The sequence below is a fragment of the Streptomyces deccanensis genome, assembly GCF_022385335.1.
Lineage (GTDB): Bacteria > Actinomycetota > Actinomycetes > Streptomycetales > Streptomycetaceae > Streptomyces > Streptomyces deccanensis.
The window spans coordinates 3,288,691-3,314,299 of record NZ_CP092431.1 but is presented as its reverse complement, the minus strand read 5'-3'; the positions used below and the strand labels follow the sequence as shown (position 1 = coordinate 3,314,299).

The 25,609-nt window shown below is 69.3% G+C and carries 21 protein-coding genes and 3 tRNA genes; 17 read left to right on the top strand and 7 right to left on the bottom strand.

The window, feature by feature from the left end; genetic code table 11:
* Positions 1 to 26 precede the first annotated feature (26 nt).
* The 4 genes from L3078_RS14805 to L3078_RS14790 form a co-directional block, all read right to left on the bottom strand.
* Positions 27 to 1,961, bottom strand: a complete 1,935-nt coding sequence (locus L3078_RS14805; RefSeq protein ID WP_239754085.1) for an ABC transporter ATP-binding protein — start codon at positions 1,959 to 1,961, stop codon at positions 27 to 29.
* Positions 1,961 to 3,694, bottom strand: coding sequence for an ABC transporter ATP-binding protein (locus L3078_RS14800; protein WP_239754084.1), 1,734 nt, complete (start codon positions 3,692 to 3,694; stop codon positions 1,961 to 1,963). The genes L3078_RS14805 and L3078_RS14800 overlap by 1 nt, the downstream gene beginning before the upstream one ends.
* A 138-nt stretch (positions 3,695 to 3,832) precedes the next feature.
* Positions 3,833 to 5,287 (bottom strand): FGGY family carbohydrate kinase, encoded by a 1,455-nt coding sequence (locus L3078_RS14795; RefSeq protein ID WP_239754083.1) that lies wholly within the window; start codon positions 5,285 to 5,287, stop codon positions 3,833 to 3,835.
* A 69-nt stretch (positions 5,288 to 5,356) separates the two neighbouring features.
* A complete protein-coding gene (locus L3078_RS14790; protein WP_220648928.1) occupies positions 5,357 to 5,662 on the bottom strand; it encodes a YtxH domain-containing protein in 306 nt (101 codons plus the stop codon).
* Positions 5,663 to 5,837: 175 nt separating this feature from the next.
* Between L3078_RS14790 and L3078_RS14785 the strand changes: the two genes are divergently transcribed.
* The 5 genes from L3078_RS14785 (at position 5,838) to L3078_RS14765 (ending at position 7,295) form a co-directional block, all read left to right on the top strand.
* Positions 5,838 to 5,910, top strand: a tRNA-Asn gene (locus L3078_RS14785).
* 6 nt (positions 5,911 to 5,916) lie between these two features.
* Positions 5,917 to 5,992, top strand: a tRNA-Asn gene (locus L3078_RS14780).
* A gap of 184 nt (positions 5,993 to 6,176) precedes the next feature.
* Positions 6,177 to 6,253: transfer RNA gene (locus tag L3078_RS14775), tRNA-Ile, on the top strand.
* 362 nt (positions 6,254 to 6,615) lie between these two features.
* Positions 6,616 to 6,891 carry a type II toxin-antitoxin system VapB family antitoxin gene (locus L3078_RS14770; RefSeq protein WP_239754081.1) on the top strand — a complete coding sequence of 92 codons (276 nt, stop codon included), beginning with the start codon at positions 6,616 to 6,618 and terminating at the stop codon, positions 6,889 to 6,891.
* Complete coding sequence (locus L3078_RS14765; protein WP_239754080.1) at positions 6,888 to 7,295, top strand: PIN domain nuclease; 408 nt, start codon at positions 6,888 to 6,890, stop codon at positions 7,293 to 7,295. Before L3078_RS14770 ends, L3078_RS14765 begins: the two co-directional genes overlap by 4 nt.
* A gap of 232 nt (positions 7,296 to 7,527) precedes the next feature.
* On the opposite strand, the gene L3078_RS14760 is transcribed toward L3078_RS14765, so the two are convergent.
* On the bottom strand, positions 7,528 to 8,394 hold the full coding sequence (locus L3078_RS14760) for an RNA polymerase sigma-70 factor (protein WP_239754079.1): 867 nt from the start codon (positions 8,392 to 8,394) through the stop codon (positions 7,528 to 7,530).
* A gap of 254 nt (positions 8,395 to 8,648) precedes the next feature.
* On the opposite strand from L3078_RS14760, the gene L3078_RS14755 reads away from it, so the two are divergent.
* From L3078_RS14755 to L3078_RS14745, 3 genes are all read left to right on the top strand, one after another.
* Complete coding sequence (locus L3078_RS14755; RefSeq protein WP_239754078.1) at positions 8,649 to 9,128, top strand: carboxymuconolactone decarboxylase family protein; 480 nt, start codon at positions 8,649 to 8,651, stop codon at positions 9,126 to 9,128.
* Positions 9,129 to 9,508: 380 nt separating this feature from the next.
* On the top strand, positions 9,509 to 10,300 hold the full coding sequence (locus L3078_RS14750) for an ABC transporter ATP-binding protein (RefSeq protein WP_239754077.1): 792 nt from the start codon (positions 9,509 to 9,511) through the stop codon (positions 10,298 to 10,300).
* Positions 10,285 to 12,141 carry a hypothetical protein gene (locus L3078_RS14745; RefSeq protein WP_239754076.1) on the top strand — a complete coding sequence of 619 codons (1,857 nt, stop codon included), beginning with the start codon at positions 10,285 to 10,287 and terminating at the stop codon, positions 12,139 to 12,141. Before L3078_RS14750 ends, L3078_RS14745 begins: the two co-directional genes overlap by 16 nt.
* Positions 12,142 to 12,402: 261 nt before the next feature.
* On the opposite strand, the gene L3078_RS14740 is transcribed toward L3078_RS14745, so the two are convergent.
* Entirely contained in the window at positions 12,403 to 15,465 is a 3,063-nt protein-coding gene (locus tag L3078_RS14740) for a hybrid sensor histidine kinase/response regulator (RefSeq protein ID WP_239754075.1), read from the bottom strand.
* A gap of 220 nt (positions 15,466 to 15,685) precedes the next feature.
* Between L3078_RS14740 and L3078_RS14735 the strand changes: the two genes are divergently transcribed.
* The 8 genes from L3078_RS14735 to L3078_RS14700 all read left to right on the top strand — a co-directional run bounded on the left by L3078_RS14735 (position 15,686) and on the right by L3078_RS14700 (position 23,485).
* Positions 15,686 to 16,345 (top strand): response regulator, encoded by a 660-nt coding sequence (locus L3078_RS14735; RefSeq protein ID WP_239754074.1) that lies wholly within the window; start codon positions 15,686 to 15,688, stop codon positions 16,343 to 16,345.
* Complete coding sequence (locus L3078_RS14730; protein ID WP_239754073.1) at positions 16,342 to 17,217, top strand: glutamate ABC transporter substrate-binding protein; 876 nt, start codon at positions 16,342 to 16,344, stop codon at positions 17,215 to 17,217. Before L3078_RS14735 ends, L3078_RS14730 begins: the two co-directional genes overlap by 4 nt.
* A gap of 123 nt (positions 17,218 to 17,340) precedes the next feature.
* Entirely contained in the window at positions 17,341 to 18,108 is a 768-nt protein-coding gene (locus L3078_RS14725; RefSeq protein WP_275593142.1) for an amino acid ABC transporter ATP-binding protein, read from the top strand.
* Between the two features lie 97 nt (positions 18,109 to 18,205).
* Entirely contained in the window at positions 18,206 to 19,036 is an 831-nt protein-coding gene (locus L3078_RS14720; RefSeq protein WP_239754072.1) for a glutamate ABC transporter substrate-binding protein, read from the top strand.
* A gap of 7 nt (positions 19,037 to 19,043) precedes the next feature.
* Positions 19,044 to 19,712 carry an amino acid ABC transporter permease gene (locus tag L3078_RS14715; RefSeq protein WP_239754071.1) on the top strand — a complete coding sequence of 223 codons (669 nt, stop codon included), beginning with the start codon at positions 19,044 to 19,046 and terminating at the stop codon, positions 19,710 to 19,712.
* Positions 19,709 to 20,599, top strand: a complete 891-nt coding sequence (locus L3078_RS14710) for an amino acid ABC transporter permease (RefSeq protein WP_239754070.1) — start codon at positions 19,709 to 19,711, stop codon at positions 20,597 to 20,599. The genes L3078_RS14715 and L3078_RS14710 overlap by 4 nt, the downstream gene beginning before the upstream one ends.
* A gap of 157 nt (positions 20,600 to 20,756) precedes the next feature.
* Positions 20,757 to 22,184 carry an aspartate ammonia-lyase gene (locus L3078_RS14705; RefSeq protein ID WP_239754069.1) on the top strand — a complete coding sequence of 476 codons (1,428 nt, stop codon included), beginning with the start codon at positions 20,757 to 20,759 and terminating at the stop codon, positions 22,182 to 22,184.
* A 182-nt stretch (positions 22,185 to 22,366) separates the two neighbouring features.
* Positions 22,367 to 23,485: a substrate-binding domain-containing protein gene (locus L3078_RS14700; RefSeq protein WP_239754068.1), complete on the top strand. Its 1,119-nt coding sequence runs from the start codon at positions 22,367 to 22,369 to the stop codon at positions 23,483 to 23,485.
* Here L3078_RS14700 and L3078_RS14695 read toward each other — a convergent pair.
* Positions 23,442 to 23,939 (bottom strand): MarR family winged helix-turn-helix transcriptional regulator, encoded by a 498-nt coding sequence (locus tag L3078_RS14695; protein WP_239754067.1) that lies wholly within the window; start codon positions 23,937 to 23,939, stop codon positions 23,442 to 23,444. The two genes, L3078_RS14700 and L3078_RS14695, sit on opposite strands and share 44 nt — an antisense overlap.
* A 401-nt stretch (positions 23,940 to 24,340) precedes the next feature.
* On the opposite strand from L3078_RS14695, the gene urtA reads away from it, so the two are divergent.
* Complete coding sequence (gene urtA / locus L3078_RS14690; RefSeq protein ID WP_239754066.1) at positions 24,341 to 25,594, top strand: urea ABC transporter substrate-binding protein; 1,254 nt, start codon at positions 24,341 to 24,343, stop codon at positions 25,592 to 25,594.
* Positions 25,595 to 25,609: the final 15 nt, after the last annotated feature.

Sequence of the window (25,609 nt, the reverse complement as noted above, 5' to 3'; positions counted from 1 at the left end):
AACGCACCCCAACCAGCCCCCACCCCTCAGTCCACCTCCGCCACCGCCTCCGCGAACTGCGCCTTGTACAACCGCGCATACGCCCCGTCCGCCGCCAACAACTCCTCGTGCGCCCCCTGCTCCACGATGGCCCCGTTCTCCATCACCAGGATCGTGTCGGCGTCCCGAATCGTCGACAGCCGGTGCGCGATCACGAACGACGTCCGCCCATGCGCCAGCTTCGCCATCGCCTTCTGGATCAACACCTCCGTGCGCGTGTCCACAGAGGACGTCGCCTCGTCCAGCACCAGGATCACCGGATCCGACAGGAACGCCCGGGCGATCGTGATGAGCTGCTTCTCACCCGCGCTCACCCCGCTCCCCTCGTCGTCGATCACGGTGTCGTACCCGTCCGGCAGCGTCCGGATGAACCGGTCCGCGTGCGCGGCCCGAGCCGCCTCCTCGATCTCGCCCCGCGTCACCTTCCGCGCGGCGGACGCCCCGTACGCGATGTTCTCCGCGATCGTCCCCCCGAACAGCCAGGTGTCCTGGAGCACCATCCCTATCCCGTCGCGCAGTTCGTCCCGCGACATGGACGCCACATCGACCCCGTCGAGCGTGATCCGCCCCCCGGTGACCTCGTAGAACCGCATCAACAGGTTCACCAGAGTGGTCTTGCCCGCACCCGTCGGCCCCACGATCGCCACCGTGTGCCCCGGCTCCACCACCAGCGACAGATCCTCGATCAGCGGCTTGTCGGCCTCGTACCGGAAGGACACGCCCTCCAGCGCCACCCGCCCCCGCAGCTCCTCGGGCCGCACCCCGGGCACCGCGTCGGCCTCCTGCTCCTCCGCGTCGAGCAGTTCGAAGATCCGCTCGGCGGACGCGACCCCCGACTGCACCAGGTTCGCCATCGACGCGACCTGCGTCAGCGGCATCGAGAACTGCCGCGAGTACTGGATGAAGGCCTGCACTTCACCGATGGACAGGGCGCCCGTAGCCACCCGCAGTCCACCCACCACCGCGACCAGCACATAGTTGATGTTGGACACGAAGAACATCAGCGGCTGCATGATCCCGCTGTTGAACTGGGCCTTGAACCCGGCCTCGTACAGCCGCTCGTTCTCCTCGGCGAACCGCCGCGCGGACTCCTCCTGCCGCCCGAAGACCTTCACGAGCGTGTGCCCGGTGTACATCTCCTCGATGTGCGCGTTGAGCTTGCCGGTCACCCGCCACTGCGCCACGAAGTGCGGCTGCGACCGCTTGCCGACCCGTGTGGCCACCAGGAACGACACCGGCACGGTCACCAGCGCGACCAGCGCCAGCAGCGGCGACACCCAGAACATCATCACCAGCACACCGATGATGGTGAGCAGCGAGTTGATGAGCTGCCCCATCGACTGCTGCAGCGTCTGCCCGATGTTGTCGATGTCGTTGGTCGCCCGGCTCAGCACCTCACCGCGCTGCCGCTTGTCGAAGTACGACAACGGCAGCCGCGACAGCTTCGCCTGGAGCTCCTCGCGCATGTGGTAGACGGTCCGGTTGATGGCCCGGTTGGAGAGTCGCGTGGCCGCCGCCATCAGCAGCCCCGCCACCAGGAAGATGCCGAGGGCAACCAGCAGTACCGTGCCGACGGCCTCGAAATCGATGCCCTTGCCCGGCGTGAAGTCCGTTCCCGCCAGCATGTCGGCGACCGCGCCGTCCCCACGCTCGCGCATGGACGCGAGGACCTCGGCCTTGGTGGCGCCCGCCGGCATCTCCCGCCCGACGACACCCGCGAACACCAGGTCGGTCGCCCTGCCGAGGATCCACGGCCCGAGCACCGACAGCCCGACGCTGAGCACCGCGCACACGACCATCGCGTACATCGTGAACCGCTCGGGCCTGAACTGCGCGAGCAGCCGCTTCCCGGACCCCTTGAAGTCCATGGAGTGCTGGTCGGGGGCCCCGGCCCCCGCCATCCGTGCCAACGGCCCGGCCATCAGGCTGCCTCCGCTTCCGTGAGCTGGGAGAGGACGATCTCCCGGTAGGTCTCGTTGTCCGCCATCAGCTCGTGGTGCCGGCCCGTGCCGACGACCCGGCCCTCGTCGAGGACGACGATCCGGTCGGCGTCCCGGATGGTCGCCACCCGTTGGGCCACGATCACCACGGTCGCGTCGGCGGTCTCCCGCGCCAGCGCCGCCCGCAGCGCGGCGTCGGTCGCGTAGTCGAGCGCGGAGAAGGAGTCGTCGAACAGATAGATCTCCGGCCGCTGCACCAGCGTCCGCGCGATCGCGAGCCGCTGCCGCTGCCCGCCCGACACGTTCGTCCCGCCCTGCGCGATGGGGGAGTCCAGCCCGTTCTCCAGCCGCTCCACGAACTCCTTGGCCTGCGCCACCTCCAGCGCGTGCCACAACTCCTCGTCCGTGGCGTCCGGATTGCCGTACCGCAGGTTCGTCGCCACGGTCCCGGAGAACAGATACGGCTTCTGCGGCACCAGACCCACCGTCCTCGCCAGCAGCTTCGGGTCGAGCGTCCGTACGTCGACGCCGTCCACCAGCACCTCGCCCTCGGTGACGTCGAACAGCCGGGGCACCAGCCCGAGCAGCGTCGACTTCCCGCTGCCCGTGGACCCGATGACGGCCGTCGTCTCACCGGGCCGCGCCACGACCTCGATCGACCTGAGCACCGGCTCCTCGGCACCCGGATAGCGGAACCCCGCGCCCCGGACCTCCAGGAACCCGTGGCGCCGCAGCTCCCGTACGGGCTCGACCGGCGGCACCACGCTCGTGTCGGTGTCCAGCACCTCCTGGATGCGCTCGGCGCACACCTCGGCGCGCGGCATCATCATGAACATGAAGGTGGCCATCATCACAGCCATCACGATCTGCATCAGATAGGCGAGGAACGCCGTGAGCGCGCCGATCTCCATCCCACCGCTGTCGATCCGATGGGCACCGAACCACACCACCGCGATCGACGACAGGTTGATCACCGTCATCACGATCGGGAACATCAGCGCGAGCATCCGCCCGGTTCCCAGCGACACGTCCGTCAGCTCGACGTTCGCCTTCCGGAACCGGTCCTTCTCGTAGTCGTCCCGCACGAAGGCCCGGATCACCCGGTTGCCGGTGATCTGCTCCCGCAGCACCCGGTTCACGGTGTCCAACCGCTCCTGCATCGTGCGGAACAGGGGGCGCAGCCGGCGCACGATCAGGCTGACGGAGATCCCGAGCACCGGTACGACGGCGAGCAGCACCCCCGACAGCGGCACGTCCAGCCCGAGCGCCAGCACGATGCCGCCGACGCACATGATCGGCGCCGACACCACCAGCGTGAACGTCATGAGCACCAGCATCTGCACCTGCTGCACATCGTTCGTGGTCCGGGTGATCAGCGACGGCGCCCCGAAGTGACCGACCTCACGCGCCGAGAACGACTGCACCCGGTCGAACACGGCGGCCCGGATGTCCCGGCCGACCGCCGACGCGGTGCGGGCGCCGTAGTACACGGCCCCGATGTTGCAGACGACCTGCACCAGCGAGATGCCGATCATCAGCGCGCCGAAGGACAGGATGTAGCCCGTGTCCCCCTTCACCACGCCCTCGTCGATGATGTCCGCGTTCAGAGTGGGCAGGTAGAGCGTGGCGCACGTCTGCACGAACTGCAGCAGCACCAGCAGGGTGATCGGTGTCCGGTAGGGACGTAGATGACTTCTCAGCAGACGTATGAGCACGCGAGATCTCTCGGAGTCGACGACGGGGTTCGGGACGCACCAGCACCCATCGTCGAACACTCCACCCGCGTTACCTCAACCGAATTAACCCGACGGTGAGGAATCGATGGCCGAACCATGTAGGTCGACCCGAGGTGCTCAGGTCCGGAACGCCCCGGGATGGGTCTGTTCCCGGACCGCCACGTACTGCTGCCGGACCGCCTGCCCCACCGCCAGCTCGTCCCCCGGCTCCAGCACCTGCGCCGCCGCCCCCGGCCACATCGGAGGCGTACGCGGATCGAGCGCCCCCTGCGAGACCCCGAGCGCCCACGCCGCCTGCCGGGCCGCGCCCACCGCCGCGTAGTCCGCCGGCTGCGGCACCACCACCTGCACCCCGAAGAGCGCCGGCGCCGCCGCCTGCACGGCCGGCAGCTCCGCCGCAGCACCCAGCAGGAAGATCCGCCGTACGTCCACGCCGCGCCCGCGCAGCACGTCCAGCGCGTCCGCGAGCCCGCACAGCATGCCCTCGAACGCGGCCCGCGCCAGGTGCTCCGGCTTCATCGACTCCCGCCGCAGCCCGGCGAGCGTCCCCGCCGTGTGCGGCAGGTTCGGCGTCCGCTCGCCCTCCAGGTAGGGCAGCATCACCAGTCCGTGCGAGCCGGGCGTCGACTTCATCGCCAGGTCGGAGAGCGCCTCCAGATCGGCCACGCCCAGCAGTTCGGCGGCCCCGCGCAGCGTCCGTACGGCGTTGAGCGTGGTGACGACCGGCAGATGCATGCCCGTGGCGTCGGCCAGCGAGGTGATCATCCCGGAGGAGTCCACGAGTGCCTGGGTGTGAACGGCCATGACGGACCCGGAGGCCCCCAGCGACACCACCGCGTCCCCGAGCCCGATGCCGAGCCCGAAGGCGGCAGCCATGGTCTCGCCGGTGCCGGCGGAGATGAGGAGCCCCTCCGGCGTCGTCCCGGCGGCGTCCGAGGGGCCGAGCACCTCGGGGAGCATCACCTGGTGTCCGAGCGCCATCTCGACGAGATCCGTGCGGTACTGGCCGGTCGCCGCGTTCCAGTACCCGGTCCCGGACGCCCCGCCCCGGTCCGTCGTCCTTCTGACCGGCCGCCCGAGCAGCTGCCAGACCAGCCAGTCGTGCGCCTGGAGCAGTACGGCCGTCCGCATCGCGGCGTCCGGTTCCGTACGGCTCATCCAGCGCAGCTTGGTCACCGGCTGCGCGGCCCCCGGCACACAGCCGACGGCCTCCGCCCACGAGCCGCGCCCCCCGAGCGCGTCGACGAGGTCGGCGGCCGCCACCTGGGTCCGCCTGTCGCCGCCGACCATCGCCGGACGCACGGTGTTGCCCTGTGCGTCCAGCGCGATCAGCCCGTTCTGCTGGGACGAGACCCCGATGGCCTGCACGCCCTCCAGCAGCCCGCCGCCGGCCGCCTCGCCCAGGGACAGCAGCCAGGCCTGCGGATCGACGTCCGCCGGGCGCCCCCCGCCCTCCGCCGGCTCCAACGGGTGCGGGGCATACCCCTGCCTGAGCACGGCCCCTGTGTCCGAGTCACAGACGACAATGCGCGTAAAATCGGGCGAACTGTCCAGCCCGGCGACTATCCCCATGGCAGAAATTCTGCCGCACGGGAAGGGGTGGGAGCGCCGCGCGCGGGTCCGACGGCTGCGATGGGGCCCCTATGTGTTGCTGGTGCCCCAGTCGTCCCCGGCCGAGCCGTTGGCGTTGCGTGCCCGCAGCGAACGGACCCGCTCGGCCACCAGATCGGGCATACGGTCACCCACCTTCTCGCTGACCACGTGGTAGGCCTTGCCGGCGTAGACCCGCCCCTGCTGGGCGGCCGACTCGGCGGTGTTCCGCACGGCGGGGTTCTGCGCGACCTGCCGTGCCGACTTCTTCAACTGCTCGTAGCGTTCGCGACCGGCCTTCGTGCCGAGCACGTACCCCAGGGCCAGTCCGGCAAAGAACGTGAGCCGATAGCGCATGGCGACCACCCTTCCCTTACGTCTGCGTCGGTCCCTTGCGTTGCCCTGCGCGGGCGACGGGCGCGGGGGATACCGATTGGCGGAGCACCCCCCTGCTTGCGCTAATGTATGTGTCGCAGCGAGCGCACGCCCCCTGGCGAATACCCAGGGAGGTACGTTCGATGCAGCGAGGCAATCCTCCGTAGCTCAATTGGCAGAGCAGCCGGCTGTTAACCGGCAGGTTACTGGTTCGAGTCCAGTCGGGGGAGCTTCGATCTTCCGTAGCTCAATTGGCAGAGCAGCCGGCTGTTAACCGGCAGGTTACTGGTTCGAGTCCAGTCGGGAGAGCCAACGAGGATGGACCGAGGAAGGACCCCGTGGGGGTCCTTTTTCATGTGCGGGGGAACCGTGTGCGCCGCGCAGAGGTCTTCAAGGTCAAGAAGCGCATGCGAAGGCCGACCATCCGAAGCAGGAGATCGTATGAGCGGCTATGCTGCGGCAGACGGCGCGCACACATGTACGCGACACGCCGTACGGGGCGGTAGCTCAGCCGGTTAGAGCAGCGGACTCATAATCCGTCGGCCGTGGGTTCGAGTCCCACCCGCCCCACCAGTGCAGGACTCTGACCTGTGGAAACGTTCCTTCGTGGCTGTCGGAGCGTCAACTGCGGCTGAACGGATTGAATCCGCTGCTCGCGAATTTGCCGCCAGGTCGGATTGGGCTTGCTGGAAACCTTCTGAGCTGCGCGGATGCGCGCGGGTGGGCAGTCGGCGAGACGGGCGGCGGAAGAGTCGCCGCGGCAAGCAGCCCGGGTGCCGGTGGTGTCGCCTCGAGGGGCCGTTCCGAGGTGTCGGCAACGCACTCATGGTGACGCAGGATCTCCGTGCGGCTGCACCGGGGAGTGGCTCGAACCGGAAACGGTCGCATCCCTGCGTGCGTGATCCGGAGCGCGATCGCCTCGCTCTCTGTTGGTGATGTACCGCAGGCATGTACATCATGGATGCTGGAGGTGTCCGAGGTCGGTGACCCAGATTGATCTCGATGACGAGGCGCTCGCGGAAGCCATGCGGCTCATGGGCACGACCACGAAGAAGGAGACTGTCAACGCGGCTCTGCGGGACTACGTGGCACGGATCAAGCGGCTTGAGGCGGCAGAGAAGCTGGCTGCGCGGGGCGCGCGGGGTGAGTTCGAGCAGGCGTCGGCGGCGCATGACGCGCAGAAGCGTGTGCGGCGAGCGGCCTTCGAATGATCACGTACCTGCTGGACACCTCTGCCCTGTGGCATCTGTTCCGCATCCCAGGTGCGCTGCGGCCCTGGGAGGGGCACATCGCCGCCGGCGTGTTCCACATCTGCGAGCCGACGCGAACCGAGTTCCTCTACTCCGCGACCAGTCCCGCTCACCGGGACGAGCTTGCCGAGGAGTTGGATGCTCTCTGTCTGCTCTCGCCGGTTTCGAAGAACGCCTGGCGCTGGGTCGAGACCGCCCAGTACAAGCTCACGCAACAAGGCCGGCATCGGGCAGCTGGGGCGCTCGATCTGCTGGTGTGCGCGACCGCGGTGCATCACGGGCACACCGTGCTCCACGTGGACAACGTCTTTGCGACGGTCGCCGAGGTGGTCAAGGAGGTCCAGCAACGCGACGTGCGTACCTGACACGGTGACGCGCAGTCAGCCCCGCACTTGGTGCAGCCGCTCCTGGTCCGCCGGTTCTGGGCGCAGGAGGCGAAAAGGGCGGCGCCGTCTGCTCACGGGCTGCGGAGGCTGCACGTTGTACGTGCCCGATCCTCTGTCTCCCGGACCCCCGAAGCGCAGTGACCATCGGCAGTCGGATGCCGGGGCGAGGCCGAAACGCTGATCTCCTCCTGCTGTCAAGAAGACCTCCGGCTCAGCGGCGCAAGGTGGTCTCCCGCTCCAGACGCGACAGCTTCTCGGGATTGCGCACGGCGTAGAGGCCGGTGACGAGGCCGTCGTCGATGCGCATCGCCAGGACAGTGTCGATCTCGCCGCCCAGCCGGACGATCAGTGCCGGGTCGCCGTTGACCAGTGTCGGCTGCAGCGACATCACGGCGGCGATCCTGCCCAGCACGTGGGCCACCTGGTCGGCCCCCACGACAGGCGCCAGTGCGGCCTGCACGACCCCACCGCCGTCGGTCAGCAGGACGACGTCCGGCGCGAGGATGTCGAGCAGACGTTGCAGGTCGCCCGTTTCGACCGCCCGCTGAAACGCCTCGACCGTGCGGCGAGTCTCGGCAGCGGAAGCGACCCCGCGCGGTCGGCGCGCGGCGACGTGGGCCCGGGCCCGGTGGGCGATCTGACGGACCGAAGCCGGGCTCTTGTCGACGGCCTCGGCGATCTCGTCGTACCCGAAGTCGAACACCTCGCGCAGCACGAACACCGCCCGCTCGGTCGGGGCGAGGCTCTCCAGAACCAGCAGCATCGCCATCGAGACGCTGTCGGCCAACTCGACGTCCTCGGCCACGTCGGGCGCGGTCAGCAGCGGCTCGGGCAGCCAGGGGCCGACGTAGGACTCCTTGCGCCGGCCGAGCGAACGCAGATGACTCAGTGCCTGCCGCGTGGTGACCCGGACCAGGTACGCGCGCTGGTCCCGCACGGTGTCGAGATCGACGCTTGCCCACCGTAACCAGGCCTCCTGCAGGGCGTCCTCGGCGTCTGCGGCCGAGCCGAGCATCTCGTAGGCGACGGTGAACAGCAGGTTGCGGTGGGCGACGAACGCCTGGGTGACACTTTCCATGCGGTCGCCACGAGTGCCCGCCTCGGATGAGTCCCTTGTCCAGTCGCTCATGGTTCGGTCCTTCATCGCCGGCTCCTGCCCGTTCGCTCTCCCCGCGCCGTACACCAGACGCCGGCCGCCACCGCTTTGTGACACCCGTGACCTGTGACCCACGCCACATCGCCGCGCTGTCACACGGATCGGGCCGTCGGCATCTTGTGTTCGTCCAGTGCAGCAGCACGGGAACACGCGACATCACGAGTGAGGACGACGTCATGGAGCCCCGTTTCAACCTGTTCGACAGCCCGACCGCCGCGAAGGTCGCCAAGCGGTTCTACAACACCTCGTTGGTCCTGGAAGGTTCTTCGCTGCCGAAGGCCCTGCGGGAACTGGTGGAGCTGAGGGTCGGCCAGATCAACGGCTGCGGTTTCTGCGTCGACGTACACACCAAGGAGGCCTCGGCCGCCGGTGAAACCGCGCTCCGGCTCAACCTGGTCGCCGCCTGGCGGCACAGCACCGTGTTCACCGAGGCCGAGCGGGCCGCGCTGGCGCTCGCCGAGGAAGGCACCCGGCTCGGTGACCACGGCGTGTCCGACGAGACCTGGGCCGAGGTGCGCAAGCACTACGACGACGACCAGGTCGGTGCGCTGGTCTGCCTGGTCTCCCTGATCAACGCGGCCACCCGGATGAACGTGATCGTGCACAACCCGGGGGGCTCGTACGAGCCCGGCATGTTCGCCAGTACGTCGAGCTGACCGCCATGCGAAACGCGGCCCGTCCCAGGATCGTTCGATCCGGGCCGGGACCGCGCATGCCACAGACGAAAAGGACGCGCACCGTCCCTTCTGCGAAAGGAATGGTCAGTTGGCCTACCAGGTGGTGGCGATCTTCAAGTTGGACTCGGCCGGGTGCGGGGGCCATCGGAGGAGCCGGCCGAGCTGAAGGCCCGCTCAGCCCCCACTCGGTACGCGCGGACGCAGACCGCTGTGTTCCGGCCTGTCAGGTGAGCCAACTCGCATGCAGGACAGGATGGTTGGAAGGATGGCCAGCAGGTCCGAGGGCCCCGCACTCCGCTGGGCCGCCCTGTGTCTCACGTAGAAGGAACGCGGTGGACGACGTAACTCAGCACACGACCATGACGGACACGACCGACAGGGATTCGGCGAGAGAGGAGCCCGCGTTCCGCCTCGAGGGCCTGCACAAGGTGTTCGGCGACTACACGGCGGCGGATCACGTGGATCTCACCGTCCGGCCCGGTTCCTTCTACGGCCTTGTCGGACCGAACGGTGCGGGCAAGACCACCACCCTCTCGATGGCCGTCGGCCTCCTGCGGCCCGACGCGGGCACGGCCAAGGTCCACGGCGTCGACATCTGGGAGGAGCCGCTGAAGGCGCGCCGCCTGCTGGGCGTCCTGCCCGACGGGCTGGCCATGCCCGAGCGGCTCACCGGCCGTGAACTGCTCACCTACCTCGGCCAGTTACACGGACTCGACGCCGCCGAGGTGGACCAGCGCGCCGACGAGCTCCTCGCCGTCATGGAACTCGACGGTTCAGCCGAACGCACCCTGGTCGTGGACTACTCCACCGGCATGCGCAAGAAGGTCGGCCTGGCCACGGCCCTGCTGCACGCCCCCCGGATGCTGGTGCTCGACGAGCCCTTCGAGGCGGTCGACCCGGTCTCCGCCGCCACCATCAAGCAGATCCTGCGGCGGTTCGTGGACCGCGGCGGTTCGGTGCTGATCTCCAGTCACGTCATGGCACTCGTCGAAGAGCTGTGCGACACCGTCGGTGTGATGGCCCGGGGCCGCGTCGTCGCGGAGGGACCGCTGGACGACGTGCGCGGCGGCCGCACGCTCGAGGAGACCTTCGTCGAGCTCGTCGGCGTGACGATCGGCGGCGGGGAGGGACTGTCGTGGTTGGCGTCCTGATCCGTATGAAACTGGCCGTGCTCCGCCACAGCACGTCCGACTCCAAGATGGCCCTGAGCGGCCTCGGCTGGTCCGCCGGGATCTGTCTCGCCGTCACCACCGTCATCCTGGCGTTCCTCGACTTCTCCCAGCCGCGGCTGCTGATGGACGTCCTGGCGGTCACCTTCGCGCTGTGGGCGCTGGGCTGGATCGTCGGGCCGATCTTCGCGGGCGAACCACCCCTCAACGGCGAGCACTTCCACCGCCAGCCGATCCCGCGCCGCACCCTGGCCATGGGCCTGCTCGCCGCCGCGCTGGTCGCCGTCACCACCGCGATCACCGTGCTGGCGTTCGGCGCGATGATCGCCTTCGCCGCCCGGCTGAGCTGGCAGGCCGTCCTGGTGTCGATCCCCGCGGTGGTCCTGCTCCTGCTGCTCGTGGTGCTGCTGTCCCGGGTGGTCACCCTGCTGTTCCGCGCCCTGGCCCGCTCCCGGATCGGCGGCGCCATCACCGCGACCGTCACCGCCGCGATCGTCTCCCTGTGCTCCTTCTCCTGGGTCCTGATGATCGGGATCTACCTGCTGCTCGAGTACGGCTTCCCGCCCACCTTCTCCACCGTGGTGCGGGCGCTGCCCTCCAGCTGGGGTCTGCTCGCCGTCGAGGCGGCGGGCCGCGGCGACTGGCTGTGGACGTTCGGGCCGCTGCTCGCGCTGGCCGTGCTGGTGGCGGCGCTGTTCGCCGCGTGGAGCGCGCTCCTCGGACCGCAGCGGCTGGCCCGCCCGGTCGTCCGGGGCTCCTCCGCACGCGAGGCCGTACGGCGTCCCCGGCTGTTCCGCGGCGACGTGGGGACGATCTGCCTCAAGGAACTGCGCACCTGGTGGCGCGACCCGATGCGCACCCAGAGCATCGTGCTCGGCCCGGCCTTCGCGGTCATCACCGCGCTGTTCCCGCTGATCTTCGACTTCACCGCAGCGTTCCCCTTCGTCGGCGCGGCCGGCGCGCTGATGGCCGCGGCGACCTGCGCCAACCTCTACGGCCAGGACGGCACCGCGCTCTGGCTGACCCTGACGGTGCCCGGGAAGGAGAAGGCCGACGTCCGCGCACGCCAGCTCGCCTGGCTGGTCGTCTTCGGCCCGCTCACGCTGCTCCTGACGCTCGCCGGATCGCTCCTGCACGGTGACCCCGACCTGGTGCCGTGGGCGCTCGCGGGTAACCTCGCCGCACTCGGCGGCGGTTCCGGCCTGCTGATCTGGGCCTCCGTCGCGGTCCTGGTGCCCGGCCCGGACCCGCACAAGAGCAAGAACTCGCCGATGGACCACGGCGACGTCACGGGCCAGTCGTTCCTGATGTTCTTCCTGGTCGCGCTGGCCATGTGCCCCGCGCTCGGGGTCGCCTGGGCGGGCCACGCGCTGGAGCAGCCCGCGCTGCTGTGGGCGAGCCTCCCGGTCGCCCTGCTCACGGGTGTGCTCAGCCATGTGCTGCTCGGCTCGGTGGCGGCGAAGAAGCTCCGGGACAACGGCCCGGAACTGCTGCACCTGATGCGCTCGGGCGCCCCCTCTTCGACGGCCGTCAGTGAGGAGGAGGCAGGCAAGTCCCCGTTCGAGACGATGTCCGCCGCACGCCAGACCCTCCTGTGGACGGCCATGGCCGTCGGCATCCTCGGCCTGTTCCCCCAGGGCCTGGCACCGCTGGGCATCAAACTCAGCGGCTCCACGGACAAGGTCTGGTTCCTCGCGCTGCACGTCTCCGACCCGTGGCAGTGGCCGGTGATCGTCGCCATGGTCCTGATCGGCGTCACGGGCTTCTGGGCCGCCTACTGGCTCTACCGCGCCGAGAAGAACCGCATCCGGTCGGCCGCGTGACCCGCGCCGCCCGTGCCGCGCACCCCTGAGCCGGCCGTGCCGCCGCCCCCTGGGCCAGGTGGTTCAAAGGGCCTCGTTGAGGCCTCGTCGAGGCCGCAAGGACAGGCACAGACTGACAGGGGGTGAGAAGCATCAGCAGAGGTTCACGTCTCTGACCTGCAAAGAAGCCGTACCGCTCGAAGTCGCCGTTGCTGATCACCGTGCGGCGCCTGAGACGGTCTCGGTCTCGGTCCCGGCCAGGCCCGCAGCGGGCGCCGATCCTCAGCAGTGGCTGCGCAACTCCTGCGTGGCCCGGCGCATCTCGTTCGCCAACCGCGTCAGGACCGCGGGGAGCGGAGCGTCGTCATGAGCCGTCCACGGCCGCCGCGCGTCTGCGGCGGCCTCGAGGTCCTGGCAGAGTTCCGCCGCGCGGGTGGCTCCCACGGTCGCGCAGCTGCCTTTGAGACGGTGCGCCAACAGGCGCGCCGCATCGAAGTCCCCGGTCTCCAGCGCCTCCCGCAGCCGACCGAGGACCTCGGGGGTCGAGGCCGCGAACGCGTCCGCGATGTCCGCGATGTCGTCGGCGGGCAGGCCGTCGAGCTCCGCCGGTAGGTTCCAGGTGTTCGGAGCGGCGGATTCGGCGGGCGGTTCCGTCGCCGTCCAGACGGCGACGCGGGCGAGCACCTGCGTCCAGTCCACCGGTTTGGTGAGGTGGTCGTCCATGCCCGCCTCGATGCACCGGATCCGGTCGTCCGGCATGGCCGCCGCCGTCATGGCGATGATCGGGACGCGCTCGGATCCGGCCTGGCGCCGCCTGATCTCGGCCGTCGCGGCGAGGCCGTCGAGTCCCGGCAGCTGGCAGTCCATGAGGACGAGGTCGTACCGGTCGCGGAGCACGGCTCGCACCGCGCGTTGCCCGTCGTCGACCACGTCGACATGGTGGCCCGCTTTCTGCAGGACGAGCCGTGCGACCTGGGAACTGACGTCGTCGTCCTCGACGACGAGGACACGGACCGGGCGTGCCGCGACGTCGGCATGATCGTGTGCTCCGCCGTCGTACCGGTGGGGGAGCGGCGCGGCGGGCTCGGGGGCGCCCGCCGTGCCGAGCGCGTTCTGCGCCGCCGCCAGCAGACGGCGCCGGCTCAGCGGGAGGGTCACCGACTGGACGATCCGGTCCTTGGTCCGGGAAGCGGCGGGCCATGCGGCACCGGTGCGTCCCGGAGTGATCAGCACGATGACGTTGGTCGCGTGGAGCTGGGGATCGGCGAGGACGGCGTCGGCGAGCGACCCGTTCTCGTCGTCATCCGGCCGGGCCGGACGCGTACTGTTTCCGGCGAGTGACATGTGGAGATCGATGACGGCCAGGTCGAACGGCGACTGATCGGCTGCGGCGGCCCGTAGCGCGGCTGTGGCTGCCGCGGCGTCCGCCGTTTCCTCCACCACCAGACCGGCTCCGGACAGCATGCGGCGCGCCAGCTCCCGGTTCTCCTCGTCCGCGTCGGCGATGAGGACGCGGCGACCGTTCAGTTCCTCGTGGGCGGGGGCGGTCCGGGCGAGGACGTCCATGGGCAGGGTCACCCAGAAACGGCTGCCGACGCCCTTCACGCTGTCCAGCCCGATCCTGCCGCCCATGAGCTCGACCAGCTGCCGGCTGATGGCAAGCCCCAGTCCGCTGCCGCCGGTGCGGCGCGTGATGGGGGAGTCGAGCCGACGGAAGGTCTCGAAGACCCGGTCCCGGTCCTCGGGGCCGACGCCGATGCCGGTGTCGCGGACGGTGAACCGCAAGGTCGCCCGGTCAGCGGTCGACGGGGCACCTTGATCGCGGTCGGGTTCCAGGGCGACCTCCAGGTCGATCCCGCCCTGGACGGTGAACTTCATGGCGTTGCCGAGGATGTTGGTCAGCACCTGCCGGAGCCGGACGGGATCGCCGACCACGTGCTGGGGGAGGGCCTCGGCCAGGTGGAGCGCCAGCCACAGGCCCTGCCGGTAGGCGTGCGGGGCGAACAGGGCCACGACCTCGTCGCACAGCCGGGGCAGGTCGAAGGCCACCTTCTCGATCCTCAGGCGGCCCGCCTCGACCTTCGACAGATCGAGGAAGTCGTCCAGCAGGCGGAGCAGGTTCTGTGCGGATTCCTGCACGGTGCTCGCGTAGTGCCGCTGCTCGTCGTCCATGCGGGTGTCGAGAAGGAGGGTGTTCATGCCCAGGACGCCGTTGACCGGCGTGCGGATCTCGTGGCTGACCTTGGCCAGGAACTCGGACTTGGCGGCCGAGGCCCGCACCGCCTCGTCCCGCGCCGTGGCGAGCGCGTCCGCGTACCGCGCCAGGGTCCGCTGCGCCCGTCGACGGCTACGGCTGGTGTGGATCTGGAAGCCGAGCCCGGCCAGGATCAAGGCGGTGAGCAGGACGGCCATGAACAGCACCCGGTCGCGCAGATGCGCTGCCGAGGCCAGTGCCTCGGCGGCGGGCACCTCGGCGGTGACCGTCCAGCCGATGCCCGGGATGGGTTCGGACGCCGAGAGCACCGCCCCCTCGTCACCGCGCCAGTTGGTGAAGACCCTGCGGCCGGCCAGCGCCGCGTCCACCCGGGCGTCCTCCCGCAGGGAGGTGAGCGCGAACAGGCGGCCCGCCGGGTCCGCCACCAGAACCCCTGCCCGGTCCGTGATCAGCAACCGGATCCCTTGCGCCTCGGCGGCCTCCGACGCGTACGCCTGGATCGCGTCCAGGCTGTAGACGGCGGTCAGGATGCCCAGCAGTTCATGGCCGTCCTCGCCCGGGATCGGCGCCGCGACGGCCACGGCACGGGAGACGCCCCGCATGGTGGGGGTGAACGCCTGCGACACGTACGGCTGCATGTCGTCGCGTACCGCGCGGTACCAGTCGGTTCCGCTGACGTCCTGGAACAGCTTGAGCGAGGGCTGGGCGTCGATCAGCCGGCCGTCGGGCGCGGCCATGATCACTCCGCTGATCCCGGGCCGCATCCGGGCCAGTTCCGCCAGCGCGTCGGGCAGACCGGACGCGGCCGCCCGGTCACCGGAGGTGACCGAGGAGCGTATGTCGGGCCGCTGGGCGTAGGCGCTGACGAGCTGCTTCAGCGAGCCCATCTGCTGCTCCACGACCACCCGGCTCACCGAGGCGGTCGTCTCCACCCGGTCCCGAACCTCGCTGCGGACAGCCTGATCGGACAGCGTCACACTCGTCGAGGTCAGCAGCCCGAGCGGCAGCAGGCCGAGCAGGGCCCACAGCCCGGCCACCGCGAACAACCAACCCCGGTCGCTGTCACCGCGGCGCGGGGACCACCGCAGACGCCGTCCGGTCCTGGAGAGTCGCCCTCCCAGCGCGCTCACCTCCAGGTGATCAGGCGAGTCATCGAGATGCCGCCGCAGTACAGAGTGGTTGACGGAAGGAAAAATAGTAGGTCGAGCGGTTGAAAGAGACATATGTGGTGAGCACAATGCACAAAATGCCGAGGGGACACCGCGTCGATTGGGAATCTGTGGGGTCGTCTGGACGGTCGCCGAAACGAGGAGCGTGGCGATGGCGTCGAAGGAGATAACCCTTCTGATTGTGGACGACGACCCTGTCGTCACCACCGCCCTACGGGCGCAGGTCAACCGGATCTCCGGGTTCCGGGTCGTGGCCGTCGCCCACACCGGACGCGAGGCGCTGGCCGCCACGCGCCGGTTCGCACCGCGCCTGGTGCTCCTTGATCTGCATCTGCCCGACATACCCGGCCTGGACGTGGCCCACCAGCTCCGGCGTCCCGACTACCCGCCGACGGACGTCATCGTGATCTCGGGCAGGAGGGAGTCCACCGCCGTACAGGCGGCGATGCAGCGCGGCGCCCTCTACTACCTGATCAAGCCCGCCCGGACGGGCACCGTGGAGCAGACCCTCCTCAGATACGCGGCGGCGTCGGCCCATCTGTCGGCCGGCGGCCAGATGGTGGAGCAGCGCGCGATCGACCGCGTCTTCCGTTCCCTGCACCTCGACGCGGTGGTCCGCCCCACCGGCATCTCGCCCACCACCGAGCAGGTGGTGCTGGACGCGCTGGCCGCCGCGGGACGGGACCTCTCGGCGCACGAGACCGCCGAGGCGGTCGGTATCAGCAGGGCCACCGCCAGGCGGTATCTCGAGTACCTCGCCGACCGTGGGGACGTCGTGGCGAACCTGCGCTACGGGTCGGCGGGGCGGCCGCAGCACCGCTACCGCTTCTGCGATTCATGACCTCCCGTCGCTCGATGCTGGCCGCGCTGACCTGTCTGGTGCTCGGCGCCTGCGGCCTGCCGGGGCCGGACTCCGGGGCACGGTTCCCCGAAGGCTCGACCATGGCCCGCGTCGCGGACCGGGGCGTGTTCACCGTCGGCATCAAGTTCGACCATCCGCTCTTCGGCTACAAAGATCCCTCCACCGGCCGGATCACCGGATTCGACGCGGAGATCGCCCGCATGGTGGCGAAGGACCTCACCGGCAGCGAGCGCGACATCCGGTTCATCGAGACCATGCCGCGCAACCGCGAGGACTTCCTCCGCCGTGGTGTCGTGGACATCGTCGTGGCGACGTACTCGATCAGCGAAGAGCGCCGCAAGCTGGTGGACTTCACGGACCCGTACTACTACTCCCGGCAGGACGTGCTGGTCCGCAGCGACGAGCGGGGCATCCGCGACCTCGCCGACCTCGCCGGCCGGGAGGTGTGCACGGCGGCGGGCTCCACGTCCGCGCAGCGGCTGCGGGGCGAGGTCTCGCGCGCCCGGCTGGTGATCGTCGACACCTACAGTGAGTGTGTGTCGGCGCTGGTCGACGGGCGGATCGACGCGATCAGCACGGACGAGTCCATCCTGCTGGGCGTGATGAGCCAGTACCCGGACACGGTCCGACTCGTCGGCAGGCCGTTCGGCAGGGAGCCGTACGGCATCGGTGTGCGCCGGGGCGACACCCGCTTCCGCGACCATCTCAACGGGCTGATCCGGCAGTACGTGAGCGACGGCCGTTGGGACGAGGCGTTCCGGGACACCATCGGCGTGATGAGCGTGTCCGCGAAGACGGCCAAGCCGTCCATCTCCCCCTCCTCACCCCCCACTTCCTCACCGTCCCGCTGAGCACAAAGCGCACAAGCCCTTCGCGGCGGTGCGCTCCTCCTACGGTTTCGCCATCGCCGCCGAGAACGGCACTGCGGCCGGCGAATCCGAGGAAGGGAGGGACGTGTTCCCATGATCGAAGTCATGTCCGCGACGCATCAGCGGGCGGTGCCGGGTAACCACCTGGTGGTGCTCGACAAGGTCAACAAGCACTACGGGCAACTGCATGTGCTGAAGGACATCGACCTGGCCGTGAGCCGCGGTGAGGTCGTCGTGCTGATCGGTCCCTCCGGGTCCGGCAAGTCCACGCTCTGCCGCACCATCAACCGGCTGGAGACGATCGACTCCGGCACCATCACCGTCGACGGAACGCCGTTGCCCTCCGAAGGCAGGCAGCTGGCACGACTGCGCGCCGAAGTCGGCATGGTCTTCCAGAGCTTCAATCTCTTCGCCCACAAGACCGTCCTGGACAACGTCACCCTCGCCCCGGTCAAGGTCTTGAAGCAGAACCGGAGGGCCGCCGAACAGCGCGCCCACGAACTCCTCGACCGGGTCGGCATCGGGGCCCAGGCCCACAAGTACCCGGCCCAGCTGTCCGGAGGGCAGCAGCAGCGGGTGGCCATCGCCCGGGCCCTGGCCATGGACCCGAAGGTGATCCTCTTCGACGAGCCGACCTCCGCCCTCGACCCCGAGATGGTCAACGAGGTACTGGACGTGATGACGGCCCTCGCCCGGGACGGCATGACGATGGTCGTGGTGACGCACGAGATGGGCTTCGCCCGCCGGGCCGCCGATCGCGTCGTGTTCATGGCCGACGGCCAGATCGTCGAGGAGAACACCCCCCACGAGTTCTTCGACCGCCCGCGCAGCGAACGCGCCCAGTCGTTCCTCGCCAAGATCCTCACCCACTGACACCGGGACCCGCCGGCCGTCCGAGGGCCGGGCGCCCCCGCACCTCCAGACCCTCTTCCCGTCTGCCCTCTCCCCGTCTGCCATCGAAGGATTCAGCATGTCCAAGAGACTGATCGGCGTCGCCCTCACCTCCGTGATCGTCGCACTGAGCGTCGGCGCCTGCGGAAACGGCGGCGACGACACCGGATCGTCCGTCGTCGACCGGGCCGCGAAGGACAAGAAGCTCGTCATCGGCGTGAAGGCCGATCAGCCGGGGCTCGGCCTGCGCACCCCGGACGGGACCTTCACCGGCTTCGACGTCGACGTCGCCAAGTACGTCGCCAAGGAGCTCGGAGTCGACGAGAAGGACATCACCTTCAAGGAGGCCGTGTCGGCCAACAGGGAGGCGTTCCTCCAGCAGGGCCAGGTCGACATGGTCGTCGCCACCTACTCCATCAACGACGCCCGCAAGCAGAAGGTCTCCTTCGCCGGGCCCTACCTGGTCGCCGGCCAGGACCTGCTGGTCCGCGAGGACAACAAGGACATCACCGGTCCGCAGTCGCTCAACGGCAAGAAGCTGTGCTCGGTCGCGGGCTCGACCTCCGCGCAGTTGATCAAGGACAAGTACGCCAAGGACGTCCAGCTCCAGGAGGAACGCACCTACTCCGCCTGCGTGGACCGGGTGCTCACCGGCCAGTTGGACGCGGTCACCACCGACAACTCCATCCTCTACGGCTACGCCGCCCAGCACCCCGACAAGTTGAGGGTCGTCGACTCGCCCTTCAGCGAGGAGAAGTACGGCATCGGGCTGAAGAAGGACGACAAGGTGGGCCGGGAAGCGGTCAACGACGCACTGGACAAGATGGTTTCCGACGGCTCCTGGAAGGTCGCGCTCAAGGCCAACCTCTCCGCCTCCGGATTCACCGTCCCGAGCCTCGAGCGGTACTGACGACGACATGGACGCACTGTTCACCGAGCGAGCAACGATCCTCGCCGCGTTCTGGATGACCCTGCGGCTCACCGCCGTCAGCGCGCTCGGCTCACTCGTGCTGGGCACCGTACTGACCGGGATGCGCGTCTCGCCCCTCCCGGTGCTGCGCACCGCCTCCCAGGCCTACGTGACGGTGGCCCGCAACACCCCGCTGACCCTGGTCCTGCTTTTCACCAGCCTGGGCGTGGGCGCCAATCTCGGTGTGGAGTTCTCCGCACAGATCAGCGTCAACAACTACTGGCTCGCCGTTCTCGGCCTGACGGCGTACACGTCGGCGTTCGTGTGCGAGGCCCTGCGGTCGGGCATCAACACCGTCCCCGTCGGGCAGGCGGAGGCGGCCAGGGCGGTGGGGCTCGGATTCGGTCAGATCCTGGGCTCCGTCGTTCTGCCCCAGGCGTTCCGGGCGGTGATCCCGCCGCTCGGCAGCATTCTGATCGCGCTGACCAAGAACACCACCGTCGCCCTCGTCGCAGGGGTGGCGGAAGCCTCCGTCCGGATGCGGGAGATGATCGAGATCTACGGCGACCAAGTGATCCAGATCTTCCTCGGCTTCGCGGCGGGCTTCGTGGCGCTGTGCCTGCCGACCGGCCTGCTGTTCGGCTGGCTCTCGCGTCGCCTGGCGGTGGCCCGATGAGCGGCTACTCGAATCTGTACGAGGTCCCCGGCCGCCGGGGAGTCATCCGCAACCGGGTGCTGGCGGCGGTGATCACCGTCGTCTTCGGCTGGCTCGGATACGTGGTGTACGCGCGGTTCGACGAGCGTGACCAGTGGGCGGCGGAGAAATGGCAGCCCCTGCTGCGCGCCGACGTCTGGACGACGTTCATCCTGCCGGGCCTGGAAGGCACTCTCAAGGCCGCGGGGCTGGGGATCGTGCTCGCGGGCGCCTTCGGGCTGGTCTTCGCGACGGCTCGGATGTCCGAACACGCCTGGATCCGTGTGCCCGCCGCGGCGGTCGTCGAGTTCTTCCGGGCCGTTCCCCTCCTGCTGCTCATCTTCTGCGCGTTCTTCGGCTCCTTCGCGATCACCGGAACGACCGTTTCCCCGTTCGCCGCCGTGGTCCTCGGCCTCACCCTCTACAACGGGTCGGTCATCGCGGAGACGCTCCGGGCCGGAGTGAACAGTCTTCCCAAGGGACAGGCGGAGGCCGCACAGGCGCTCGGCATGCGCAGGGGCCAGACGATGGTGCTCGTCCTGATGCCTCAGGCGATCGTGGCCATGATGCCGGCCATCGTCAGCCAGTTCGTCGTCCTGCTGAAGGACTCCGCCCTGGGATTCATCGTCGGCTACGACGAACTCGTCGACCGTGGCCTGAACGGCATCGCCGCCAACTTCTCCAACGTGATCCCGGCCGCCCTGCTCGTCGCGGCGATATTCATCGCGATCAACACGGCGCTCGACGCGTTGGCGCACTGGCTGCGGCGGCGGGTCAGCAAGGGCAGAAAGGTGACGCGCGAGCCCGGCGAGGGCACGGTCGTACCACCGTCCGCTGCCGTGGACAACGCGCTCGCCAAGCAGCTCTGACACCGGCGCGGGCGCGGAACCCCGGGGCCCCGGGGCCCCTCGCAGCCCACCGGACCACGGGGACGGGGGTCCCGACTCAGCCACCGCGCCGCCGGCCTGTCCCGAAGCCGGCGGCAGGACCAGCGGTGATCCGCCCAGATCAGGAGTACAACCCTTCATGGACGAGCAGTTCCGCTACGAACACGACCTCCTCGGCGACCTACCGGTGCCCCGGTACGCCTACTTCGGCATCCACACCCTCCGGGCGGTGCACAACTTCCCCATCACCGGCACCCGTATCTCCACCCACCGCGACCTGGTCGACGGGCTGGCGGCCGTCAAGCAGGCCGCGGCGCTGGCCAACCGCGACCTGGGGCTCCTGGACGCCGACAAGGCCGAGGCCATCGTCGCCGCCTGCGAGGAGATCCGCTCCGGCGAGCTTCACGACCAGTTCGTCGTGGACGTCATCCAGGGTGGCGCGGGCACCTCCACCAACATGAACGCGAACGAGGTCATAGCCAACAGGGCCCTGGAAATTCTCGGTCACCACCGCGGCGCCTACCACCACCTGCATCCCCTCGACGACGTGAACGCCGGGCAGAGCACCAACGACGCGTACCCGACGGCGGTCAAGGTGGCCCTGCAGGCAGGAGCTCACCGTCTCCAACAGGCCATGGCCACCCTGCGGCAAGCCTTCCGGGCCAAGGCCGACGAGTTCGCCGACGTCGTCAAGACCGGCCGCACGCAACTCCAGGACGCGGTACCCATGACCCTCGGCCAGGAGTTCGGCGCGTACGCGGTGATGCTGGCCGAGGACGAACAGCGCCTGGCCGAGGCGACCGCCCTGATCCGGGAGATCAACCTCGGAGGTACGGCCATCGGTACCGGCCTCAACTCCCACCCCCGCTACGCGGCACTGGCCTGCGCACACCTCAGCACCATCACCGGTGTGCCCCTGTCCACCGCCGCCGACCTGGTGGAGGCGACCCAGGACGCCGGAGCGTTCGTCCAGCTCTCCGGGGTGCTCAAGCGCATCGCCGTCAAGCTCTCCAAGACCTGCAACGACCTGCGTCTGCTGTCCTCCGGGCCTCGGGCGGGCCTCGGCGAGATCAACCTGCCCGCCGTACAGGCCGGCTCCAGCATCATGCCCGGCAAGGTCAACCCGGTGATCCCCGAGGTCGTCAACCAGATCGCCTTCAGGGCCATCGGCAACGACATCACCATCACCATGGCCGCCGAAGCGGGCCAGCTCCAGCTCAACGCCTTCGAACCGGTCATCGCCCACTGCCTGTTCGAGAGCCTGGGTCAGCTGGAGGCCGGTTGCCTGACGCTGGCCGACCGCTGCGTGAACGGCATCACCGCCAACCGCGAGCACCTGCGCGCGGTCGTGCACAACACCATCGGGATCGTCACCGCCCTCACCCCCGTCATCGGCTACGCGCAGGCCAGTGCCGCCGCACAGGAGGCACTGGACAGAAGCCTGCCCGTGGCCGACGTGATCCTGGCACGGGAACTGCTCACCGCCGACGAACTCCAGCGCGCTCTGCGTCCCGAGACGCTCGCCAAGAGCAATGACCGGGAGTCCTATGCCCGCGCGTCGGACTGACCTGCCGCCCTGCACGGACGCGGCCCGCCACACCGCGAGCACCATCACCACGAAGGCCCCGGCCCGAGGAACGCCGGCGCTTCCGCTCCTCCCGCACGGCGAGCTTGCTCCTCATGCCTACAAAACGGTCTCGATCCCAGCCGATGCTTGGGCGCCGACGGTCGCCCGGCAATCATGTGGCCATGCACCGGCCGCTCAGCCTCCACACCCCCGAGTGGTTCACGGCCGACGACTCGACCCTGAACGTCGCGCTCGTGTACCCGATGCAGGGGCCTGCCGGGATCTTCGGTCCCGCCTGCGAGGCGTGCGCGCGGCTGGCCGCCGAGGAGATCAACAAGGCCGGCGGTGTGCTCGGCAAGGAGCTCCGGCTGCTGGGGGTCGACGGGGGCGCCGACCCGCGGCAGGTCGCCGACGAGGTCGAGGCCCTGGTGGCGACCGGTGTGGTGCACGGTGTCACCGGCTGGCACATCTCTTCGGTCCGGCAGGCGGTGGCGCCGCGCGTCGCGCACCTGGTGCCGTACGTCTACACCGCCCTGTACGAGGGCGGGGAGCGCACCGACGGTGTCTTCATGACCAGCGAGACGCCCGACTGGCAGCTGCTGCCCGCCATGCGGCTCCTGGCCGAGACGCGTCGGGTGCGGCGATGGTTCGTCGTCGGCAACAACTACGTCTGGCCCCGGCGCACGGCCCGGGCGGCCCGTCGCTACGCCCGCGCCTGCGGGGGCGGGCGGGTCTGCGGTGAGGCGTATCTCCCGCTGGGCGCCGAGGACTTCCGTGACGTGCTGCGGCGCATCGAGCACGCGGACGCGGACGGCGTGCTGATGCTGCTGGTCGGCAGTGACGCGGTCCGCTTCAACCGGGCCTTCGCCGCCTCCGGCATCGACCAGCGGTGCCTCAGGCTGAGCACGCTGATGGACGAGAACATGCTGATGGCCAGCGGTCCGGAGGCGACCGGTGACCTCTTCAGCACGGCCGGGTTCTTCGCCTCGCTGGCGAACCAGGACACCCTGGACTTCCACGGCCAGTACGCCGACCGCTTCGGCATCGAGGCCCCGGCCCCCGGAAGCCTCGGTGAATCCTGTTACGAGGGCGTGCTGCTGCTCGCCTCACTCATCGAGCGGGCCCGCACCCTGGACGTCTCCGCGATCTCGGCCGCCGCCGAGACCGTCTCCTACGAAGGGCCGCGCGGTCTGCTCCACCTCCACGACCGGCATGTGCGCCAGCGCATCTACCTGGCGGAGGCGGACGGGCTCGACTTCAACGTGCTCGCCCAACTCCGCGCTCCGCACGACCTGGTGTGACACCGCCAGAGACGGTGGCGCCCCGGCCCGAGGCGCCCGGACCTTCCAGGGCCTCGGCCAGCCGTGCGAGCAGTTCGTCCAGCTCCTCGCTGGGGAGCGACTGCTCCAAGTCCACCCAGTCGGCCCGTACTTCACGGAGCAGCAACTGCCACCGCTGCATGCCTCGCGGAGTGAGGTGGGCCAGCACCCGACGCCGGTCCGCGGGGTCGACGCGGCGGTAGACCCAGTTCTGGTCGACGAGTTGGTCGACCAGCTTGGTGAGGGTCGGGGCCGGCAGGAAGGCGTGGTCGGCGAGGGCCGTCATGTTGTGCCCCTGTCCGTCGGACAGCAGGTCGAGCACCCTCCATGCCTCCACCGAGCAGTCGAACTCGTCCAGTACGGACTGCACTCGGCGCACGGCGAGACGTTCGGCCCGGGTCAGGAGGTGGAGCAGTTGCTGGGGCTGCCTCGCCATCGTGCTTCTCCGCTCGTGCTGTCGGCCGGTGTCCGAGCCTACCTGTGATCACCTGGCGCTTGACAAGAGGAACCGAGAAAACTGATCCTTTCTGCAGGAAGCATTAATTGCCGTCGCAGGGATGCCGTCAAACGCGCGTCGCCAGCGGGGGCCTTTTTGTTTTGCCCGCAATGTTGCTTCCACTGGAAACCATTCTTCAATTGCCGTGCAACGCACCGGAAACAGTTTCCTCGCAGGCTGTGGTCGCACTTCAGCGACCAGCCCGGACGCCACCCCGGAACGGCTGGGGAACCCGTGCGTCAACGCCGCCGCTTCTGAAGCGTGTCCCTCCCCTTCCCTCCCACGGCTCTTTCGAGCCACTCCGCTCTTTCGCTTCGCCCTTCGGGGCAAGGAGGTTGTGCATGTCCGGGCTCAGCATCAGCAGACGCGGTCTTCTGGCCGGCATATCGGCCGCCGGCGCGTCCGCCGCCCTCAGCGCCTGTGGCGCCAAGACCGGCACCGAGACGTCGTCGGGATCCGGCGCCACGGCGGACACGTCCGGCAGCACGGTCAAGGTCGGTCTGCTCAACTCACTGTCGGGCACGATGGCCATCAGCGAGGTCACGGTCCACAACTCGCTGCTGCTCGCCATCAAGGAGATCAACGCCTCCGGCGGTGTCCTGGGCAAGAAGCTCAAGCCCATCAGCCAGGACGGCGCCTCCGACTGGCCGACGTTCGCCGAGAAGGCCGAGGCACTCATCACCGACGACAAGGTCGCGGCCACCTTCGGCTGCTGGACCTCGGCCAGCCGCAAGGCCGTCAAGCCGGTCTTCGAGCGGTACAAGTCGCTGCTCTTCTACCCCGTGCAATACGAGGGCCTGGAGGAGTCGCCGTACATCTTCTACATCGGCGCCACCACCAACCAGCAGATCGTGCCCGCCCTCGACTACCTGAAGAAGCAGGGTCTGACCAAGCTGTACCTGGTCGGCAGCGACTACGTCTTCCCGCGCACCGCCAACAAGATCATCAAGGCGTACGCGAAGGCCAAGGGTCTGACGGTGGTCGGCGAGGACTACGCGCCGCTCGGCTCCACGGAGTTCAGCACCATCGTCAACAAGGTCAAGGGCTCCGGAGCCGACGCGGTGTTCAACACCCTCAACGGTGACAGCAACGTGGCCTTCTTCAAGGAGTACAAGTCCGCGGGCCTCACGGCCAAGAGCCTGCCGGTGCTCTCCGTCTCGATCGCCGAGGAGGAGGTCAAGAGCATCGGAACGCAGTACCTGGACGGCCAGTTGACGGCCTGGAACTACTACCAGACCACACCTGGCGCCGCGAACGAGAAGTTCGTCGCGGCCTACCAGGCGGCCTACGGAAAGGACAAGCCGACCTCCGACCCGATGGAGGCCGCCTACATCTCCGTCTACCTCTGGAAGGCGATGGTCGAGAAGGCCGGCTCCTTCGACGTCGCCAAGGTGAAGGCCGCCTCCGACGGCATCGTCTTCGACGCCCCCGAGGGCAAGGTCACCGTCGACGGCGCCACCCAGCACGTCTACAAGACGGCCCGCATCGGCAAGGTCGGCTCCGACGGCCTGATCGAGGAGGTCTGGAACTCGGGCAAGCCGATCAAGCCGGACCCGTACCTCAAGGGCTACTCCTGGGCCTCCGGCCTGTCCTGAGCCACGCCCCGCCCC

What these genes read in the sequence shown, in the direction of transcription:
- L3078_RS14805 (WP_239754085.1), bottom strand. Translation starts at nt 1,961, where the DNA reads ATGGCCGGGCCGTTGGCACGGATGGCGGGGGCCGGGGCCCCCGACCAG.
- L3078_RS14795 (WP_239754083.1), bottom strand. Translation starts at nt 5,287, where the DNA reads ATGGGGATAGTCGCCGGGCTGGACAGTTCGCCCGATTTTACGCGCATT.
- L3078_RS14790 (WP_220648928.1), bottom strand. Translation starts at nt 5,662, where the DNA reads ATGCGCTATCGGCTCACGTTCTTTGCCGGACTGGCCCTGGGGTACGTG.
- L3078_RS14770 (WP_239754081.1), top strand. Translation starts at nt 6,616, where the DNA reads ATGTACCGCAGGCATGTACATCATGGATGCTGGAGGTGTCCGAGGTCG.
- L3078_RS14765 (WP_239754080.1), top strand. Translation starts at nt 6,888, where the DNA reads ATGATCACGTACCTGCTGGACACCTCTGCCCTGTGGCATCTGTTCCGC.
- L3078_RS14760 (WP_239754079.1), bottom strand. Translation starts at nt 8,394, where the DNA reads ATGGAAAGTGTCACCCAGGCGTTCGTCGCCCACCGCAACCTGCTGTTC.
- L3078_RS14755 (WP_239754078.1), top strand. Translation starts at nt 8,649, where the DNA reads ATGGAGCCCCGTTTCAACCTGTTCGACAGCCCGACCGCCGCGAAGGTC.
- L3078_RS14750 (WP_239754077.1), top strand. Translation starts at nt 9,509, where the DNA reads ATGACGGACACGACCGACAGGGATTCGGCGAGAGAGGAGCCCGCGTTC.
- L3078_RS14730 (WP_239754073.1), top strand. Translation starts at nt 16,342, where the DNA reads ATGACCTCCCGTCGCTCGATGCTGGCCGCGCTGACCTGTCTGGTGCTC.
- L3078_RS14725 (WP_275593142.1), top strand. Translation starts at nt 17,341, where the DNA reads ATGTCCGCGACGCATCAGCGGGCGGTGCCGGGTAACCACCTGGTGGTG.
- L3078_RS14720 (WP_239754072.1), top strand. Translation starts at nt 18,206, where the DNA reads ATGTCCAAGAGACTGATCGGCGTCGCCCTCACCTCCGTGATCGTCGCA.
- L3078_RS14715 (WP_239754071.1), top strand. Translation starts at nt 19,044, where the DNA reads ATGGACGCACTGTTCACCGAGCGAGCAACGATCCTCGCCGCGTTCTGG.
- L3078_RS14710 (WP_239754070.1), top strand. Translation starts at nt 19,709, where the DNA reads ATGAGCGGCTACTCGAATCTGTACGAGGTCCCCGGCCGCCGGGGAGTC.
- L3078_RS14705 (WP_239754069.1), top strand. Translation starts at nt 20,757, where the DNA reads ATGGACGAGCAGTTCCGCTACGAACACGACCTCCTCGGCGACCTACCG.
- L3078_RS14700 (WP_239754068.1), top strand. Translation starts at nt 22,367, where the DNA reads ATGCACCGGCCGCTCAGCCTCCACACCCCCGAGTGGTTCACGGCCGAC.
- L3078_RS14695 (WP_239754067.1), bottom strand. Translation starts at nt 23,939, where the DNA reads ATGGCGAGGCAGCCCCAGCAACTGCTCCACCTCCTGACCCGGGCCGAA.
- urtA (WP_239754066.1), top strand. Translation starts at nt 24,341, where the DNA reads ATGTCCGGGCTCAGCATCAGCAGACGCGGTCTTCTGGCCGGCATATCG.